17 protein-coding genes are annotated in these 17,924 nt (G+C 60.8%); 2 read left to right on the plus strand and 15 right to left on the minus strand.

Translation table 11 applies throughout. From position 1 onward, the window contains the following. The first annotated feature begins 124 nt into the window (after positions 1-124). On the plus strand, positions 125-433 hold the full coding sequence (gene bsmA, locus ACP39K_RS15670) for a biofilm peroxide resistance protein BsmA (protein ID WP_016929352.1): 309 nt from the start codon (positions 125-127) through the stop codon (positions 431-433). Between the two features lie 123 nt (positions 434-556). After that, positions 557-832: a YdgH/BhsA/McbA family protein gene (locus tag ACP39K_RS15675; protein WP_033633541.1), complete on the plus strand. Its 276-nt coding sequence runs from the start codon at positions 557-559 to the stop codon at positions 830-832. On the opposite strand, the gene ACP39K_RS15680 is transcribed toward ACP39K_RS15675, so the two are convergent. The 15 genes from ACP39K_RS15680 to tsaE form a co-directional block, all read right to left on the minus strand. Continuing rightward, positions 829-1,227: a DUF350 domain-containing protein gene (locus ACP39K_RS15680; RefSeq protein WP_016929354.1), complete on the minus strand. Its 399-nt coding sequence runs from the start codon at positions 1,225-1,227 to the stop codon at positions 829-831. The genes ACP39K_RS15675 and ACP39K_RS15680 overlap by 4 nt on opposite strands. A gap of 66 nt (positions 1,228-1,293) precedes the next feature. Then, positions 1,294-2,922, minus strand: a complete 1,629-nt coding sequence (locus ACP39K_RS15685) for an isovaleryl-CoA dehydrogenase (protein ID WP_033638917.1) — start codon at positions 2,920-2,922, stop codon at positions 1,294-1,296. 116 nt (positions 2,923-3,038) lie between these two features. Further along, positions 3,039-3,770 (minus strand): 23S rRNA (guanosine(2251)-2'-O)-methyltransferase RlmB, encoded by a 732-nt coding sequence (gene rlmB, locus ACP39K_RS15690; protein ID WP_004933653.1) that lies wholly within the window; start codon positions 3,768-3,770, stop codon positions 3,039-3,041. Positions 3,771-3,831: 61 nt separating this feature from the next. Next, a complete protein-coding gene (gene rnr, locus ACP39K_RS15695) occupies positions 3,832-6,306 on the minus strand; it encodes a ribonuclease R (protein WP_033638918.1) in 2,475 nt (824 codons plus the stop codon). A 59-nt stretch (positions 6,307-6,365) separates the two neighbouring features. Further along, positions 6,366-6,791, minus strand: a complete 426-nt coding sequence (gene nsrR / locus ACP39K_RS15700) for a nitric oxide-sensing transcriptional repressor NsrR (RefSeq protein ID WP_004933660.1) — start codon at positions 6,789-6,791, stop codon at positions 6,366-6,368. 233 nt (positions 6,792-7,024) lie between these two features. Further along, positions 7,025-8,323, minus strand: coding sequence for an adenylosuccinate synthase (locus ACP39K_RS15705; RefSeq protein ID WP_004933663.1), 1,299 nt, complete (start codon positions 8,321-8,323; stop codon positions 7,025-7,027). A 98-nt stretch (positions 8,324-8,421) separates the two neighbouring features. Next, complete coding sequence (locus tag ACP39K_RS15710) at positions 8,422-8,622, minus strand: DUF2065 domain-containing protein (RefSeq protein ID WP_004933666.1); 201 nt, start codon at positions 8,620-8,622, stop codon at positions 8,422-8,424. Between the two features lie 63 nt (positions 8,623-8,685). Continuing rightward, the gene (hflC, locus tag ACP39K_RS15715; protein ID WP_004933669.1) at positions 8,686-9,690 is read right to left on the minus strand and encodes a protease modulator HflC; all 1,005 of its coding nucleotides are present in this window, start codon (positions 9,688-9,690) and stop codon (positions 8,686-8,688) included. A gap of 3 nt (positions 9,691-9,693) precedes the next feature. Beyond that, complete coding sequence (gene hflK, locus ACP39K_RS15720; protein WP_004933672.1) at positions 9,694-10,944, minus strand: FtsH protease activity modulator HflK; 1,251 nt, start codon at positions 10,942-10,944, stop codon at positions 9,694-9,696. A gap of 68 nt (positions 10,945-11,012) precedes the next feature. Beyond that, positions 11,013-12,293, minus strand: a complete 1,281-nt coding sequence (gene hflX, locus ACP39K_RS15725; protein ID WP_004933675.1) for a ribosome rescue GTPase HflX — start codon at positions 12,291-12,293, stop codon at positions 11,013-11,015. Between the two features lie 98 nt (positions 12,294-12,391). Then, a complete protein-coding gene (hfq, locus tag ACP39K_RS15730) occupies positions 12,392-12,700 on the minus strand; it encodes an RNA chaperone Hfq (RefSeq protein WP_004933678.1) in 309 nt (102 codons plus the stop codon). Between the two features lie 114 nt (positions 12,701-12,814). After that, the gene (gene miaA / locus ACP39K_RS15735; RefSeq protein WP_004933679.1) at positions 12,815-13,756 is read right to left on the minus strand and encodes a tRNA (adenosine(37)-N6)-dimethylallyltransferase MiaA; all 942 of its coding nucleotides are present in this window, start codon (positions 13,754-13,756) and stop codon (positions 12,815-12,817) included. Next, on the minus strand, positions 13,749-15,632 hold the full coding sequence (gene mutL, locus ACP39K_RS15740) for a DNA mismatch repair endonuclease MutL (protein WP_497008650.1): 1,884 nt from the start codon (positions 15,630-15,632) through the stop codon (positions 13,749-13,751). The genes miaA and mutL overlap by 8 nt, the downstream gene beginning before the upstream one ends. 22 nt (positions 15,633-15,654) lie before the next feature. Then, positions 15,655-17,442 carry an N-acetylmuramoyl-L-alanine amidase AmiB gene (gene amiB, locus ACP39K_RS15745; protein WP_147881902.1) on the minus strand — a complete coding sequence of 596 codons (1,788 nt, stop codon included), beginning with the start codon at positions 17,440-17,442 and terminating at the stop codon, positions 15,655-15,657. Positions 17,443-17,449: 7 nt separating this feature from the next. Next, positions 17,450-17,920, minus strand: a complete 471-nt coding sequence (gene tsaE, locus ACP39K_RS15750; protein ID WP_025305017.1) for a tRNA (adenosine(37)-N6)-threonylcarbamoyltransferase complex ATPase subunit type 1 TsaE — start codon at positions 17,918-17,920, stop codon at positions 17,450-17,452. Positions 17,921-17,924 lie beyond the last annotated feature (4 nt).

Genomic DNA, 17,924 nt, shown 5'->3' on the forward strand with positions numbered 1-17,924 from the left:
CTCATCCTCAACTCACCTGTTGGCATTCATCATGACAAACTTGCGCCAGCCAGCGTTAGCTCAATCTGTTCCAGCTTATATTGCGTTACACTGAAGCCATCGCACCGGCTCTTTCGAGGTTCCCATGACGTTTGTCCGCACACTCATCGCCCTGACGCTGGCCGCACAGCTTTCCGCCTGCGGCATCATGACCACCACGCCGAAACCGCCGCCGCCGCCCACCGCACAGGCGCAGGAGATCGTCCGCGCGCAGACCGCCAAACTGGTGAAAATCGGCACCGTCACCGCCGTGGTGCGCGGCAGCCCGATGGACGTGGAAGCGGAGATCCAGCGCAAAGCCACCGCCGCCGGCGCCCGTTATTACGTGATCATCATGAACAGCGAAACCGTCGTGCCGGGCCAATGGTATTCCCAGGCGCTCCTGTATCGTTAAGGCGGGGATTGTTTAAGCAGATTTACACTGGCTTTGCACTGGCTGAAGAAGGGTGTTGCACACTGAGGGACAGCATGCCGCATGTTGCGGGTGTCGATTCAGGATCTGACGAAGGGGAACGCCATGAAACGCTCCACCGCACTCACCTCCCTCCTGCTTTCCATGGGATTGCTCAGCACCGGCGCACAGTCCGCCGAGCTGGCGCCCGCCGATCGCGTGACGCCGCTCAGTGAAATCGCCGAGATCACCTTCAGCGATCTGCCCGGCTCGCCGCAGGAAGCGGAACTGGCCATCGCCCGCACCGCCGGCCAACACGGCGCCAGCTATTACCGCATCCTGCGGATGGAAGAGCAGGCGCACCCGCTTGGCTGGCGCGCCTCCGCCATCTTATACCTTTAGTAGCTCATGCAAGCCGCATTCAACACGCCGCCGCTAACGGAGACGCCCCCCAGGAAAATCCCGGCGGCCAGGTGATTCGCTTCGATCTTTTCGCTGATGCGCGGCATGTAGATCTTCACGGCCGCGAACAGCAGCAGTTGCACCACCAGCGCCACTACGCCCCACAGCAGGTAATCCAGCAGGCTGATCGAGTTGATCGCCGCGCTGGCCAGCGGGATCACATACCCCAGGCAGGCGCCGATAAAAGCAAAGGCGGCGGATTGATTATCGGCCTTGATCAACGCCCATTCGTCGTGCGGGGTGATGCGGGTATAGACGAACAGAAACACCAAAATCATGGCGAAACCGCTGAAGAAGTAAGAGGCGAACGCCGCCAACGCGCTGAGAATATCCATGTGCATTTTCCTGTCAGAGTGAGGCTGAATTAAAAAGGTTTTCGCCGCCGCGCGCCACCCTTTTCCCTAACCGCCGATGGCGCGGTTCAGCAGCAGTTCGCACACCTCGGCCGACAGCAGGCTCTCGCCGCGATGATCCAGCGTCAGATGACACCAAGCATCGGCGATCTGCGGGCTGGCGTGCTGCAGCAGCTGTGCGGCGCAGCACAGGTCGAACAGCTGTTGAGTGAGCAGCCGCCCCATCTCCTCACTCGGTTGCCGGGCGCGCTGCTGCCACTGCCGCCAGGCGCGATCGAACAACCGATTCTGGCCGCGCACCGGCTGCAGCTCGAACTGCAGTATCTCGAGCGCGCCCGGCAGTTTGTGCAGGCTGCGCAACACGTCCAGGCACATGATGTTGCCGGAACCTTCCCAGATGCTGTTCACCGGCATCTCACGATACAGGCGCGGCAGTTCGCTCTCCTCACAGTAACCGATGCCGCCCAGCACCTCCATCGCCTCGGCGATGAACGGCATGCCCTGGCGGCAGATGCTGTATTTGGCCGCCGGCGTCAGCAGGCGGCTGTAGATCAGCTCGCCCTCATTGCTGCGGCTTTCCCAGGCGCGGGCCAGCCGGAACAGCAGCGCGGTATGCCCTTCCAGCCGCAGCGCCATGCGCGCCAGAACCTGACGCATCAGCGGTTGTTCGATCAAGAGCTTACCGAATGCCTGCCGCTGCAGCGCATGATACAGCGCCACCGACAGCCCGCGGCGCATCAGGCCGTGGCTGCCCAGCGAACAGTCGAAACGGGTCAGGCCGCCCATCTTCAGGATATGCCGCACGCCGTCGCCCTCATCGCCCAGCAGCCAGGCCGTGGCGTCCTGAAACTCCACCTCGCTGCTGGCGTTGGAGCGGTTGCCCAGTTTGTCTTTCAGCCGCTCCAGGCGAATGGCGTTGCGGCTGCCATCCGGCAAAATGCGCGGCAGGAAGAAGCAGGACAGCCCGCCTTCGGCCTGCGCCAGCACCAGGTGCGCATCGCTCTGCGGCACCGAGAAGAACCACTTGTGCCCCACCAGCCGGTAGGCTTCGCCCGGCCCACGCGCGCCGAGCGGCGCGGCGGTGGTGGTATTGCTCAAGACATCGGAGCCGCCCTGCTTCTCTGTCATACCCATGCCGATCAGCAGACCGCGCTTTTGCCCGCCAGGCAGCAGGTGAGCGTCATAACGATCCGACAGCAACGGGGTCAGCCAGGAACGGAATTCCGCCGGTAACGCCTGCAGCAACAGCGGCGTGGCGCCGAAGGTCATGGTCACCGGGCACAGCGTGCCGGCCTCGACCTGCGCATGCAGCATAAAGCGCGCGGCGCGCGCCACGAAGGAACCGATGCGCGCATCCTCCTGCCAGGGCAGATTGTGCACCCGATTGGCGATCAGCCCCTGCATCAGAATATGCCAGGCGGGGTGAAAGCGAACATCGTCCAACCGCTGGCCGGTGGCGTCATAGCGCAGCAGCTCCGGCGGGTTGGCGTTGGCCAAGCGCCCCAGCTCCAGCGACTCTTGCGTGCCGAGCTGCTGGCCCAGCGAAGCCAATACCTCGGCGTCCCAACCGCCTTGCTCGCGCTGCAACGCTTCGCGCAGCGGCGTATCGGAGAGAAACAGGTTGCTGTTGCCCAGCGGCTTGGGTTGGTTAAAAACGGTGTGCGTAGTCCAGACCATGAGAGTGCTCCCTGAAAAAAGCGTCAGGGATAAGTATGGTCGGCGCAGAGATTTCTGCCGCAGGCGGGATCACAAGAGAGGGAATTAACGGGGGCAGAGCGCCCCCGTCAGGAGAATCAGCCGCGCTGACGCACCGCTTCGAACAGGCAGATGCCGGTGGCGACCGACACGTTCAGCGAAGAGACGGTGCCGGCCATCGGGATGCTGATCAGCTCGTCGCAGTGTTCGCGGGTCAGGCGACGCATGCCTTCGCCTTCCGCGCCCATCACCAGCGCCATCGGGCCGGTCATTTTGCTTTGATACAGCGTATGATCGGCTTCGCCGGCGGTGCCCACCACCCAGACGTTCATCTCTTGCAGCAGACGCAGCGTGCGCGCCAGGTTGGTCACGCGGATCAACGGCACGTTTTCGGCGGCGCCGCAGGCCACTTTCTTGGCGGTGGCGTTCAACTGGGCGGAACGGTCACGGGGCACGATCACCGCGTGCACGCCGGCCGCGTCGGCGCTGCGCAGGCAGGCGCCGAGGTTGTGCGGGTCGGTCACGCCGTCCAGCACCAGCAGGAACGGCGTCTCCACGCTTTCCAGCAGGCCCGGCAGATCGTTCTCCTGATACTGGCGCCCTTCGCGCACCCGGGCGATGATCCCCTGATGCACCGCGCCTTCAACCTTGTCATCCAGCCATTGACGGTTCGCCACCTGGATCACGATGCCGGTCGCTTCCAGCTCGGCGATCAGCGGTTGCAGACGGCGATCTTCGCGGCCTTTCAGAATAAACACTTCCAGGAAGCGTTGCGGGTCGCGCTCTAACAGGGCTTTGACGGCGTGGATGCCGTAAATAATTTCGCTCATGATGCTCTTTTAAATTCGTGCGGCCGGCGATAACCGGCCGATGATAACGATGTGCGGCAGGTTAGGCCTGCTCGGCACCTTTCTTCTTGGCTGCGCGCTTGGCTTTGGTCGCCGCCGCGATTTTCCGCGTTTTGTCGGACGCTTTCTTGGCTTTCTTCTTCGCCTTCTTCACGTTGTCCGCGGGCTTGGCGTCATCCTGCTTGCGGAAGGCGCTGTCCGGCTCGAAGTTGGCCGGCGGTTTGCCACCGCGGCGCTTGCCGCGCCCCGCGCTACCGTTGTCGCGCAGCGTGCGCTGGCCGCCCTTCTTGGCGCGATCGCGCTCGGTTTTGCCTTCACCGCGCGCTTTGCGGGTGCTGGATACCAGTGCGAAATCGATCTTGCGCTCGTCCATGTGCACCGCGTCCACGCGGATCTCCACCGTATCCCCCAGGCGATAGACCGTGCCGGAAGATTCGCCGATCAGGCGCTGGCCGATATTATCGTAGCGATAGTAATCATTATCCAGCGTTGATACGTGCACCAGCCCGTCGATGAACAGATCGTTCAGGCGCACGAAGAAGCCGAAGCCGGTCACGCTGGAGATGATGCCGCTGAACACTTCACCGACGTGATCCTGCATGAAGTCGCACTTCAGCCAGTCGGCGACGTTGCGCGTCGCTTCGTCCGCGCGACGCTCGGTCATCGAGCAGTGTTCGCCCAGCTGCAGCATCTCTTCGAACTCGCTGTGCCAGCCGCCGGTCGGCGTCCAGCGCTCTTTCTGCTCGCCGTGTTCTTTGGCCAACTGATATTTGATCGCGCGGTGCAGCGCCAGATCCGGATAACGGCGGATCGGCGAGGTGAAGTGGCCATAAGACGCCAGCGCCAGGCCGAAGTGGCCGCGGTTTTCCGGATCGTAAATCGCCTGCTTCATCGAACGCAGCAACATGGTTTGCAGCATTTCGTGGTCAGGGCGCTCGGACACTTCATCCATCAGCACCGCATAGTCCTTCGGCTGCGGCTTGTTGCCGCCGCCCAACGTCAGCCCCAGCTCGCTCAGCACGCTGCGCAGCGCGGAGATGTGGTCGTCGCTCGGACGATCGTGCACGCGGTACAGCGCCGGCTCGTTGCGTTTCTCGACGAAGCGCGCGGCCGCCACGTTGGCCATGATCATGCACTCTTCGATCAGCTTGTGGGCGTCATTGCGCACCGTCGGCTCCACGCGCTCGATGCGGCGTTCGGCGTTGAAGATGAATTTGGCTTCTTCGGTTTCGAACGCGATGCCGCCGCGCTCGGCGCGCGCCTTATCCAGCACCTTGTACATGGCGTGCAGCTCTTCCAGGTGCTTGACCAGCGGATGGTAATGCTCGCGCAGCTCCTGATCGCCCTGCAAAATGTGCCACACCTTGTTGTAGGTCAGGCGGGCGTGAGAGCTCATCACCGCCTCGTAGAACTTGGCCGTCGACAGGCGCCCCTGGGCGGAGATGGTCATTTCGCACACCATGCACAGACGATCGACCTGCGGGTTCAGGGAGCACAGCCCGTTGGACAGCACTTCCGGCAGCATCGGGATCACCTGCGACGGGAAATACACCGAGTTGCCGCGGCTGCGCGCTTCATCGTCCAGCGCGGTGCGCGGGCGCACGTAGTAACTGACGTCGGCGATCGCCACCCACAGGCGCCAGCCGCCGCCGCGTTTTTTCTCGCAGTACACGGCGTCATCAAAGTCGCGCGCGTCTTCACCGTCGATGGTGACCAACGGCAGTTTGCGCAGATCGACGCGGCCCTTCTTGGCCGCTTCCGGCACCTGTTCGCTGAGATCGGCCACCTGCTTTTCCACCTGCGGCGGCCAGGTATGCGGGATCTCATGGGTGCGCAGCGCGATGTCCACCGCCATGCTGGTGCCCATCTTGTCGCCGAGGATCTCGACGATCTTGCCGACCGCCTTGGTGCGGCGGGTCGGGCGCTGAGTCAGCTCCACCACCACCATAAAGCCCATGCGCGCGCCGCTGACGCTGTCCGCCGGGATCAGAATATCGAAGCTCAGACGGCTGTCGTCCGGCACCACGAAGCCGGTACCGGCATCCATGAAGAAGCGGCCGACAATCTGGCTGGTTTTCGGCACCAGCACGCGCACGATGCGCGCTTCGCGGCGCCCTTTGCGATCCGCGCCCAAGGCCTGCGCCAGCACCACGTCACCGTGGATCGCCATTTTCATCTGTTCGGCAGACAGGTACAGGTCGTCTTTGCTGCCTTCAACGCGCAGGAAGCCGTAGCCGTCGCGGTGGCCGATCACCGTGCCGCGCAGCAGATCCAAACGTTCCGGCAGCGCGTAGCACTGGCGGCGGGTAAACACTAACTGGCCATCGCGCTCCATGGCGCGCAGGCGGCGGCGCAGCGCTTCCAGCTGTTCTTCGCCGCTGAGGCCCAATTCGTTGCCCAGTTCTTCGCGGCTGGCCGGCGTTTCTCTTTTCGCCAAATGGGCCAGGATATATTCACGGCTGGGGATAGGGGATTCGTATTTTTCTGCTTCTCGTTCCAGGAATGGATCTTGTGACATTGCGGTTCCTCCGTTGTCATCAGCAGGATGACGTTGAGCCTTGTCTTCTCAACGTCGTTTTATTCGACAAGCAATAGCTTGTAGAGCGGCGGATTGTCTTCGACCATGTCGGCCAACGTATGCTTATCCAGCTCTTCAAGGAAATTCTGTACGCCCTGGTGGAGCACCTGCTTCAATCGGCAGGCAGGGGTAATGTGGCAAAACTCACTGCTGCAGTTAACCAGCGCAAGCGGCTCCAGCGCCCGCACCACGTCACCGAGGCGAATGCTCTCGGCCGGTTTGCCCAAACGTATGCCGCCATGCTTGCCGCGCACCGCCGTGACAAAACCTACCCGGCTCAACTGATTGATGATCTTCACCATATGGTTGCGAGACACGCCATAAACCTCAGTCACTTCCGAGATGCTGGTCATCTTGTCCTGCGGCAACGATGCCATGTAGATCAACGCCCGCAGGCCATAATCAGTAAAACTTGTTAACTGCACATCTTACCTCTGGGTATCACTTTACCCGTCTGATACGCCGCTTTTCGGCGCTATTCAAAAGATTACTCATTGGATAATAAACCAGCCGGAGAGTTCGTCGCTAATTATTTAGCGAATCCCGCGCCCTAAGGCGGGTTTATGAAAGGATTTTTTGACGTGAAACCGCAATCGGAGGGAGTCAGGATAAAAACAAACCGGGACGCGCCCGGTTTGTTTAATGCCGCAAAGCCTGATTATGCGTCGAACGGGTCGCGCAGGATCATGGTTTCGCTGCGATCCGGGCCGGTAGAGATGATGTCTACCGGTACGCCGGTCACTTCTTCGATGCGCTTGATGTAGTTCAGCGCAGCCTGAGGCAGCTTGCTGTGCTCTTTCACGCCAAAGGTGGTTTCGCTCCAGCCCGGCATGGTTTCGTAGATAGGCTCAATGCCTTCCCAGCCTTCAGCCGCCAGCGGAGTGGTGTCCACTTCGCGGCCGTCCGGCATGCGGTAACCCACGCAGATCTTCACTTCTTTCAGGCCGTCCAGGACGTCCAGTTTGGTCAGGCAGAAGCCGGACAGGGAGTTGATCTGCACGGCGCGGCGCACCGCTACCGCGTCCAGCCAACCGGTACGACGACGACGGCCGGTGGTGGCGCCGAACTCGTTACCCTGCTTGCACAGGTATTCGCCGGTTTCATCGAACAGTTCAGTTGGGAACGGACCTGCACCCACGCGAGTGGAGTAGGCTTTCACGATGCCCAGCACGTAATCCACATAACGCGGGCCGATGCCGGAACCGGTAGCCACGCCGCCGGCGGTGGTGTTGGAAGAGGTCACGTACGGATAAGTACCGTGGTCGATATCCAGCAGGGTACCCTGAGCGCCCTCGAACATGATCAGGTCGCCACGCTTGCGCGCGCCGTCCAGCAGTTCGGAAACGTCAACCACCATGGCGGTCAGGATGTCGGCGATAGACAGCACGTAGTCCAGCGTCGCCTGATAATCGACGGCGTCAACTTTGTAGTAGTTGACCAGCTGGAAGTTGTGGTAATCGACGATCTCTTTCAGCTTAACGGCGAAGGTTTCTTTGTTGAACAGGTCGCCGACGCGCAGGCCGCGACGAGCCACTTTATCTTCGTAAGCCGGGCCGATGCCGCGACCGGTGGTGCCGATCGCTTTCGCGCCGCGCGCTTTCTCACGCGCGTTATCCAACGCAACGTGGTAAGGCAGGATCAACGGGCAAGCTTCAGAGAGTAACAGACGTTCGCGTACCGGGATGCCACGCGCTTCGAGTTCACCCATTTCTTTCATCAACGCGTCCGGCGCCAGAACAACACCGTTGCCGATGATGCTGGTGACGTTTTCACGCAGAATACCTGAAGGAATTAAATGAAGGACGGTTTTTTCACCGTTGATTACCAGAGTGTGGCCAGCGTTATGGCCACCTTGGTAGCGCACAACATATTGAGCCCGTTCAGTCAGCAGGTCTACAACCTTGCCTTTACCTTCGTCACCCCATTGGGTGCCCAGTACGACGACGTTCTTACCCATTTTTCAAAATCACCGATTGCTTAAAAATGGATTCTACCACCGTAATTTTCGATTTTCAGCACTTTTAGCATACGATTGCATAAATTTTGGGCTAGACTTTAAAGACCCGTGCGGCCGCTCAACATGTAGTAGATCACGCAGCCCGCAACCACTATTCCACCGCCAAATCGCCGCAGCGTCGCGTCCGGCAGCTGCGACATCGCCACAATCATTTTGCGCCAGGCCTGCGGAAACAGCATCGGCCCCAATCCTTCCAGCACCAGAACCAGCCCGAGCGCCAGCCAAATCGTTGAGTTCATGCATCCCCCAAAAACGAGAAAGGGCCCGCGTAAACGGGCCCTCGATCAGATTGCCTGCCGCGCTTATTTGCGCAGGGTATCAGGCGACTTCATGTAGCGGAAGAAATCGCTGTCCGGGCTCAGTACCAGCACGTCCTGGTTGTCCTTGAAGCTGGCTTCATAGGCGCGCAGGCTGCGGATAAAGGCATAGAAATCCGGATCCTGGCTGAACGCGTTGGCGAACAGCTTGGCCGCTTCGGCATCGCCTTCACCGCGGGTGATACGCGCCTGACGCTCGGCTTCCGCCAGGGTACGGGTCACTTCGTAATCCGCGCTGGCGCGCAGCTTCTCGGCTTCTTCCTGGCCCTGCGAGCGCAGACGACGGGCTACCGCTTCACGCTCGGCGCGCATACGCTGGTAGATGGCGTCGGACACTTCGGCCGGCAGGTTAATCTGCTTGATACGCACGTCGATCACTTCGATGCCCAACGCCGCCATGCTGTTCGGGTTCACCTGCGGCTGTTTGCCGGTGGTTTCCCGCTCAACGCGCGCCGCCGCAGAGGCGATAGCGTCATCGGCTTCGGTGGTCGCCACCTCTTCGCCGTCACCCACGGTGCCGGTGTTCAGCGCGTCACGCACGTCAGACATCAGCTTGCCGCGCGAGTCGGTCACGATGTCTTTCACGTCCAGACGGCCAATTTCGGAACGCAGACGGTCGCTGAACTTGCGTTTCAGCAGCACTTCGGCCTGGGAGACGTCGCCGCCCCCGGTCGCCAGGTAGTAACGGCTGAAGTCGCTGATGCGCCACTTCAGATAGGAGTCGACGATCAGGTCTTTCTTCTCGCTGGTCACGAAGCGATCGGCCTGGTTGTCCATGGTCTGGATGCGCGCATCCAGGTTCTTCACGGTCTCAATGAACGGGATCTTGAGGTGCAGACCCGGCGCATACACCAGCGGCTTGTTTTCGCCGTCGCGCAGAACCTTGCCGAAGCGCAGCACGATGCCGCGCTGGCCTTCCTGCACCACGAACAGCGAAGCGTACAGCACCACCAGCACCGCGAGGACAATAACTACAAAAGACTTACGCATTGATTACTCTCTCCCTACGCGAGTGGTGTCGTCACGCTGCGCATTCGCCCGGCGCTGATCCATAACCGATCCGCCGCTGGTGCGCGGAGTGCTGCTGTTGGCAGCCGGCGCAGGATTCGGATTGAGGCGAATCAGGCTGGTATCCTTGTTGCCGCTCTCCGCCGCCGCGCCTTGGCCGCGCAGCATCTGATCCAGCGGCAGCACCATCAGGTTGTTGCCTTTGTCGCTCACCAACACCTTACGGGTATGGCCCAGCACTTTTTCCATGGTTTCGATATACAGACGCTCGCGAGTGATCTGCGGTGCGGACTTGTATTCCGGCAACAGCTTGGCAAAGCGCGCCACCTCACCCTGAGCTTCCAGGACGGTGCGGTCCTTATAAGCCTTGGAGTCTTCCAGCAGACGCTGCGCCTGGCCGTTCGCACGCGGCTGAACTTCGTTGGCGTAAGCTTCCGCTTCACGGATGTATTGCTGCTCATTCTCACGCGCGGCGATCGCATCGTCGAACGACGCCTTCACCTCTTCCGGCGGACGCGCCGCCTGGAAGTTGACGTCCAGCAGCGTGATGCCCATGTTGTAAGGACGGATGGTCTCTTCCAGCATGCGCTGCGTATCGTTACGCACCACGGTACGGCCTTCGGTCAGGATGCGATCCATCGAGTACTTGCCGATTACGCCGCGCAGGGCGCTGTCGGTCGCCTGGCTCAGGCTGTCGTCGGCATTGACGACGCTGAACAGGTACGCTTCCGGGTTGGTCACGCGGTACTGCACGTTCATTTCCACGCGCACCACGTTTTCATCGGAGGTCAGCATCACGCCGGACGCCGCCAATTCGCGCACGGATTCCACGTTCACCGGACGCACGTCGTCGATGAAGGTCGGCTTCCAGTTCAGGCCCGGTTGCACCAGATGGCTGAACTTGCCGAAACGCGTCACGACGCCGCGCTCGGCTTCCTTGATGGTGTAGAAGCCGCTGGCGGCCCAGATCACCACCACGGCGACCGCCGCGATACCGATAATACGGCCGCTGAAGCCCGGGCCAGAGGTGCCGGTGCCGCCGCTATTGCTGTTGGAGCCTTTGCCCCCGCCGAAACCGCTCAATTTCTTGCTCAGTTTGCGGAAGATATCGTCCAAATCAGGTGGCCCTTGATCACGACCGCCTTTGTTGTTACCGCCAGAGTTGCCGCCATTATTATTGCTGCTCCCCCACGGGTCGCGGTCCTGTCCGTTATTACCGGGCTGATTCCACGCCATGTTTTAGCTCCATATTCTGTGATTGGGTACTTCAGGCTTTCGCGAAGCATAAATGTAACAGGATATGATCATACGATAAAGTCAATCAGGTCCTGTTCTTGCTTGCAGAGACGACGCCATTCGACGATCGGCATTCGCACCACCACGCCAATGCTGCCGTCTTCTTCGTTCCACTCTTTTTCAATCGCCTGAAGCTGGTAAAAACGGCTGCGAAGACGGCCTGCCCGTGGCGGTAAGCGCAATTCGTAATGCGCGATCTCCCCCGATAAGCGCTCCGTCAACGCCTGATACAGCAACGGAATACCCTCTCCGCTGGCGGCGGACAGCCACACCCGGATCGGCAGGTTTTCGTCGTTGCGGTCGATACGCGGCACAAAATCGTCCAGCATATCTATTTTGTTCATCACTAACAGTGTAGGAATTTCATCCGAGTCTATCTCCGCCAGCACGGTGTTCACCGCTTCGATGTTCTCATCGACGCGCGGATCTGCGGCATCGATGACGTGCAGCAGCAGAGATGCCTGGCGCGTTTCCTGCAGCGTCGCCTTGAAGGCGGCCACCAGATCGTGCGGCAGGTGCCGGATGAAGCCTACGGTATCCGCCAACACGGTATCCCCCACGTCCGGCACGTCAATGCGCCGCAACGTAGGATCCAGGGTGGCAAATAGCTGGTCCGCCGCATACACCTCGGCAGACGTTATTCGGTTAAACAGGGTGGATTTGCCGGCGTTGGTGTAGCCCACCAGCGATACGGTCGGCACATCGGCACGGGTCCGCGCGCGTCGGCCTTGTTCACGCTGCTTTTCTACCCGCTCCAGGCGGCGCAGAATCAAGCTGATGCGATCGCGCAACAGGCGACGGTCGGTCTCAAGCTGGGTTTCCCCCGGCCCGCGCAGGCCAATCCCCCCTTTTTGCCGCTCCAGGTGCGTCCAGCCGCGTACCAGACGCGTGGCGATGTGACGCAACTGCGCCAGCTCCACCTGCAGCTTACCTTCATGGGTGCGGGCACGCTGGGCGAAGATGTCTAAAATCAGCCCGGTGCGATCGATCACCCGGCATTCGCACAGGCGCTCGAGGTTTCTTTCCTGCGCCGGGGAAAGGGAATGATCAAACAGGACAACAGACGCGCCGCTGGCTTTCACCGCATCTGCAATTTCTTCGGCCTTTCCTTCGCCGACAAAGTACTTCGGATGCGGGGCTTTGCGGCTACCAGTCACCACTTGCAAAGCTTCGACACCGGCTGAGGAGACCAGCGATTCGAACTCGTTGAGGTCTTCCGTATCTTTGTCTTGCGAGAAATAGATATGAACCAGTACGGCCTGCTCACCGGCTTCATAACGGTCAAACAAGCGTGCAACCTCTCAAACGGACACTCACCGTGAGTTTGGGGGACATAAACAGCCCGCGGCTGCTTATGCTCCCCGTCATGGTTGACTTGCAACGCGCTTTATTCAGCGTCATCGCTTTCCTGCTGCGGCTGTTGCTGCGCAGACGGATTGTTGCCATGGTGATAGTTGCTTGAACCGCCGCTCGGGTTGTTGCTGTGATGCGAAACCGGACGTGACGGGACAACGGTAGAGATAGCGTGCTTGTACACCATCTGGCTAACCGTGTTCTTCAACAGGATGACAAACTGGTCAAAAGACTCAATCTGGCCTTGCAGCTTAATACCATTCACCAAATAAATAGAAACCGGAACACGTTCACGACGCAATGCGTTCAGGAACGGATCTTGCAAAGATTGCCCCTTAGCCATTCTATCTTTTCCTTATTTGCTTGTTGTTTGTAACTAAGAACCTGTCGGCTCTAAAATAAACGACGTAAAAAATTTGCGCGCTGAATACTCAGCAATTGTACACAATCACCCAACCTATGCACTAACAACCTGTGTCACCGAGTCCAAAGCCTCTCCCGGCTTTTCACTGTCCAACCAATGGACCGACTCCCAACCCCGTAACCAGGTCATTTGGCGTTTAGCCAACTGACGTGTTGCGCAAATACCACGATAAACCATCTCATCGTAACTAATTTCACCAGACAAGTATGACCACATCTGGCGGTAACCGACACAGCGAATGGAGGGCAAGTCCGTATGCAAATCACCCCGTGCGAAAAGTGCACGCGCTTCCGTCTCAAAACCCGCCGCCAACATTTGATGGTACCGCAGCTCGATGCGTTGATGGATCAACTCACGGCTGGTCGGCGCTATCGCAAATTGGTGAACTTGATACGGCAACGATTCACCCGAAATTTTAGTCAGTTCCGTTAAAGTTTTACCCGAAATAAAAAAAACTTCCAGTGCTCTGGACAGTCTCTGCGGATCATTCGGATGAATTCTCAATGCCGCGACCGGATCGATCGCCTGTAACTGACGGTGCAACGCCTCCCAGCCCTGCTCCGCCGCTTGCCGTTCGATGCGCTCGCGCACCGCGGGATCGGCGGACGGCAACGGCGACAATCCTTCCAGCAACGCCTTGAAATACAACATGGTGCCGCCCACCAACAGCGGAATGCGGCCGGCGGCGGTGATGTCGGCCATCTCTTTCAGCGCATCGGCGCGGAACTCCGCGGCCGAGTAAGCTTCGGCGGGATCGCGAATATCGATCAGCCGATGCGGCGCCTGCGCCAATTCTTCGGCGCTCGGCTTGGCGGTGCCGATATCCATGCCGCGGTAAATCAGCGCGGAATCGACGCTGATCAGTTCCACCGGCAGGCGTTCGCGCAGCGCGATCGCCAGCGCGGTCTTGCCCGAGGCGGTCGGCCCCATGATGAAAATAGCCGGGGGACGTGGTGTCATTTCAGTGTCAGTCATGCTTGAGGGCCGCCAGTGCGGCCTGTAAATCAACGGGTTGTAAAAGTCCGCTCGGTGGCGATTTGACCAGCTGCGGGCAAAGTCGTTCAACGTCGGTCAGCAATTGTATCGCTTGCGAGGTGTTCCACTGTTCATGTTCGCTGCCAAGACGGCGAGCGAGCCAGGTGGCCAGCACCGCGGGCGACATCTCCTGATGTTCGGCCAGATAGCCTAACAGTTCGGGTATCAGTTTTTGTAAATTTTGTTGGCGTAATGGTAAAGGCACTGCGCGCAGCGTCACACGGCCGTGATCCGCCTGCAGATCCAGCCCCATCATCGTCAGCAGCGCCTGATGCCGCGCGATGGCCGCCGCTTCGCTCTTTTCCAACGTCAGCTTGACTGGGATCAGCAGCGGCTGCGGCCGCAGCCCTTCCGTCGGCGGGTTGAGCTGCGCCTGACGCAGCCAGCGCTCGGCCACCGTAAGATTGAGCAACGCCGGCTGCTGGCGCTGTTCAATCAACGCATAACACGGCGGATGGATCATCAACACCCGGCCAAAACTGTGCTGGCCGCCCGCCAACGGCGTTTCCGCTGCGGCTTTCGCCGGCGGGAACAACGGCGGCTTGATCGAGACTTCCGGCGCGGCCTCGGCCGGCGGCTCGGCGGCGGGCTGCATCAGTTTACCGTACAGCTCGCCTTCGCGTTTCTGATAACCGCCCTCCGCTTGCCAGCTCGGCTGCGGCGGCCGCTCGCGGGCGGTGCCGGCCGGTGGCGGCGTTTCACGGCGCGGCGCAGGCTGAGAAAAATGGTTGCCGCCGGCGGCGACGCGGTTTTCCTGCTGCCAGACCGGCGCGGGCGCTTCGTCCGGCGTTTCCGCCAGCGGCAGCGACGGTGTCTGACCGGCCTGTTGCAGCACGGTGGTCACCGCCTGGTAGATAAAATCGTGCACCAGCCGCGCCTGATGGAAACGCACCTCGTGCTTGGCGGGATGCACGTTGACGTCCACCTGGTGCGGATCGACCTCCAGATACAGCACGTAAGCGGGCTGCTGATCGTCCTTCAACTGATCCTGATAGGCCTGACGAATGGCGTGATTGATCAAACGATCGCGCATCATGCGGCAGTTGACGTAACAATACTGCATTTCACCCAGCTGGCGCGCCCCGGCCGGATCCGCCACCCAACCGCGGATGCTCAGATCGCCGTGCTGCCAGTCGATGTTCAGCGCATGCTGCAAAAACGCCGGGCCGCAGATGCTGCCCAAACGGCGCTCGTGCTGGCTTTCTTCCTTCGCCGCCCGGTATTGGCGGATCAGTTTGCCGTTGTGGCTGAGGTTGATCGCCACATCGAAGCGCGCCAGCGCGATGCGCCGCACCACTTCATCGATATGGCCGAATTCGGTTTTCTCGGTGCGCATGAACTTGCGGCGCGCCGGGGTGTTGTAAAACAGATCCAGCACTTCCAGCGTGCTGCCGACCGGGTGCGCGGCGGGTTTGACCGTCACCGTCTGCTCGCGCCCTTCGGCATAGGCTTGCCACGCTTCGCTCTGGTCGGCGGTGCGCGACGTCAGAGTCAAACGGGACACCGAACTGATGCTGGCCAGCGCTTCGCCGCGAAAGCCGAGGCTGACGATCGCCTCCAGGTCGTCGAGCGTGCTGATTTTACTGGTGGCGTGCCGCGCCAGCGCCAGCGCCAGATCGTCCTTGCCGATGCCGCAGCCGTTGTCGCGAATGCGGATCAGCTTGGCGCCGCCGCGTTCGATATCGATATCGATGCGCGTCGCACCGGCGTCCAGGCTGTTTTCCACCAGCTCTTTGACGACCGACGCGGGGCGTTCGACCACCTCTCCGGCGGCGATCTGGTTGGCGAGCTGTGGCGGTAACACCTGGATAGGCATGCTGACTCCTGTAGCGGTGGCGCTAGGCCTGCGGAATGGTCAGCGTCCGATCCAGCGGCGCGACGTCCGACTTCAGATTATTGACCCGTTTCAGATCGCCGACGCTGACCCCGTAGCGGGAAGCGATGGAGGACAGCGTGTCCCCACGGGCCACTTTATGTTTAGACGGCCTTTTCGCCGGCGTTTTAGCCTTGGCGACGGCGGCGGTTTTCCCCGCCGGCACCTTCAGGCGTTGCCCGACCCACACGCCATCTTTCTTCAGTTTGTTCAGATCCCGCAGCGCCGCCATGGTGGTGCCGTAGCTGTCGGCGATGCCGGACAGCGTCTCCGCCCGTTTCACCACGTGGATCTGGGTCTTGCCGCTAACGCTGCGGCTCGCGCCGGCCGGGCTGACGATAGGCTCCGGCTGACGCACGTCTGGTGTTGAGGTGTTAACCGCCGCTGCGACGTCCAGCGGTCGGTTTTCCACCTTTGGGTCGGCTTGCAGCGGATGCGCCAGGAAGTAGCTGCGCAGGCCGTTATGAATGGCCTTGGCAATCTTCTCCTGATACGCGCTACTGCCCAGCAGCCGCTCCTCCGTGCTATTACTGATAAATCCGGTTTCCACCAGCAGCGATGGAATATCCGGCGAACGCAGCACGCCCAGGCTGGCGTGTTCCGGCCGGCGTTTATGCAACGATCCGACGCTCTGCAGCTGCTGCAGCACTTTCACCGCCACGTCGTACCCGACGCGCTGCGAGTGACCGAACTGCAGATCCAGCACCGCCTGGCTCAGATAAGGGTCGGCCTGGCTATTGGCCAGCAAATCGCCGGCGCCGCCGAGCAGCTCAGACTGCTTCTCATGCTGTTCGAGCCAACCGGCCATTTCGCTGTTGGCGCGGCGGTTGGACAGCACCCAGACGGAAGCGCCGCTGGCGCTGCGGTTTGGCGCGGCGTCGGCATGGATGGAGACCAGCACGTTGGCGCCCTGTTTACGCGCAACGTCGGAACGCCCCATCACCGAGATGAAATAGTCACCGTTACGCGTCAGCACCGGTTTGAACTGCGGGTCGGCGTCCAGCATCGCCTGCAGGCGACGCGCGATGGCGATGGTGACATTCTTTTCTTTCAACCCGCTCGGGCCGATGGCCCCCGGATCCTGGCCGCCGTGGCCGGCGTCGATCGCCACCACCACCCGATCGCCGGAACCGGCGGAAACGCGGCTGCTGCGCGGCGTGACCTCAGTGGCGGTGCCTGCGACCACGGTCTGTTTTTGGGTAAAGGGATTCGATCCCGTCGGCGCTTTGCGCAGCGGCGGCTCCGGCGCTTCACGCACCGCGACCGGCGCCTGACGCGGCGGTTGACTGACGGCGACCGGCGGAGGCGTTTGCACCGGCGCTTTACGCGCCACGATATTGGCGCCGCCTTCGGCCGAAATGGTGAACACCACGGTATGCACGCCGCCGTTCTGGCGAGTGGAAACGCGGGTTTTGGCGCGCTGGGTCAGATCAAACACCAGGCGCACGCTCTGAGCGTCTTTCGGCGCGCTGGAGCGAATGCTTTTCACCAGGTTTTGCCCGCTGAAATTGAGCGGAAGACCGCCGACCTTGCCCTTTTGATTAACGTCCAGCACCACCCGTTCCGGGCCGTGCAGCGGGAAAAACGCATAGTCCGGCGGACCATTGAAGCTCACCGACACCGTCGCTTCGCGTTGGGCGTTTGACACTTTGATATCGGACAGCGAGGACGCCGCCAGCGCGTTCAACGCGCCGAGCGGCCCCAGCACGGCGATCAGCATGATGACCGCAAATTTTTTCAACACCTGCGTCATTGCAGCATCATCCCTGTGATCCATGAATGCGGTCTAACAACTGGCTGCCGTATGCGGAAATCGCCTCAATCTTCGCCTCTCGCCCCTCGCCCTGATAGCTGAGGTGCAGCGCCAGGTCCGGCTCCGGCAGCACGCCGGTACCCTGCTGCGGCCATTCGACCAGGCAGATGGCGTCTTGCGCGAAGTAATCGCGAATGCCCATGAATTCAAGCTCTTCCGGATCGGCCAAGCGATACAGATCGAAGTGATACACCGCCAACGGCTGCAAGGCATAGGGCTCTACCAGCGTATAGGTCGGGCTTTTGACGTTGCCCTGATGCCCCAACGCCTGCAGGAAGCCACGGCTGAAGGTGGTTTTACCGGCGCCCAGGTCGCCGTAGAGATAGATGACGCTGGCGCGATCGCAGGCCTTGGCCAAAGTGGTGCCCAAAGCGACAGTCGCTGCCTCGTCCGGCAGAGGTAAAACGAGTTCTTTCATTCGA

Source organism: Serratia sp. EC4, from assembly GCF_059652115.1.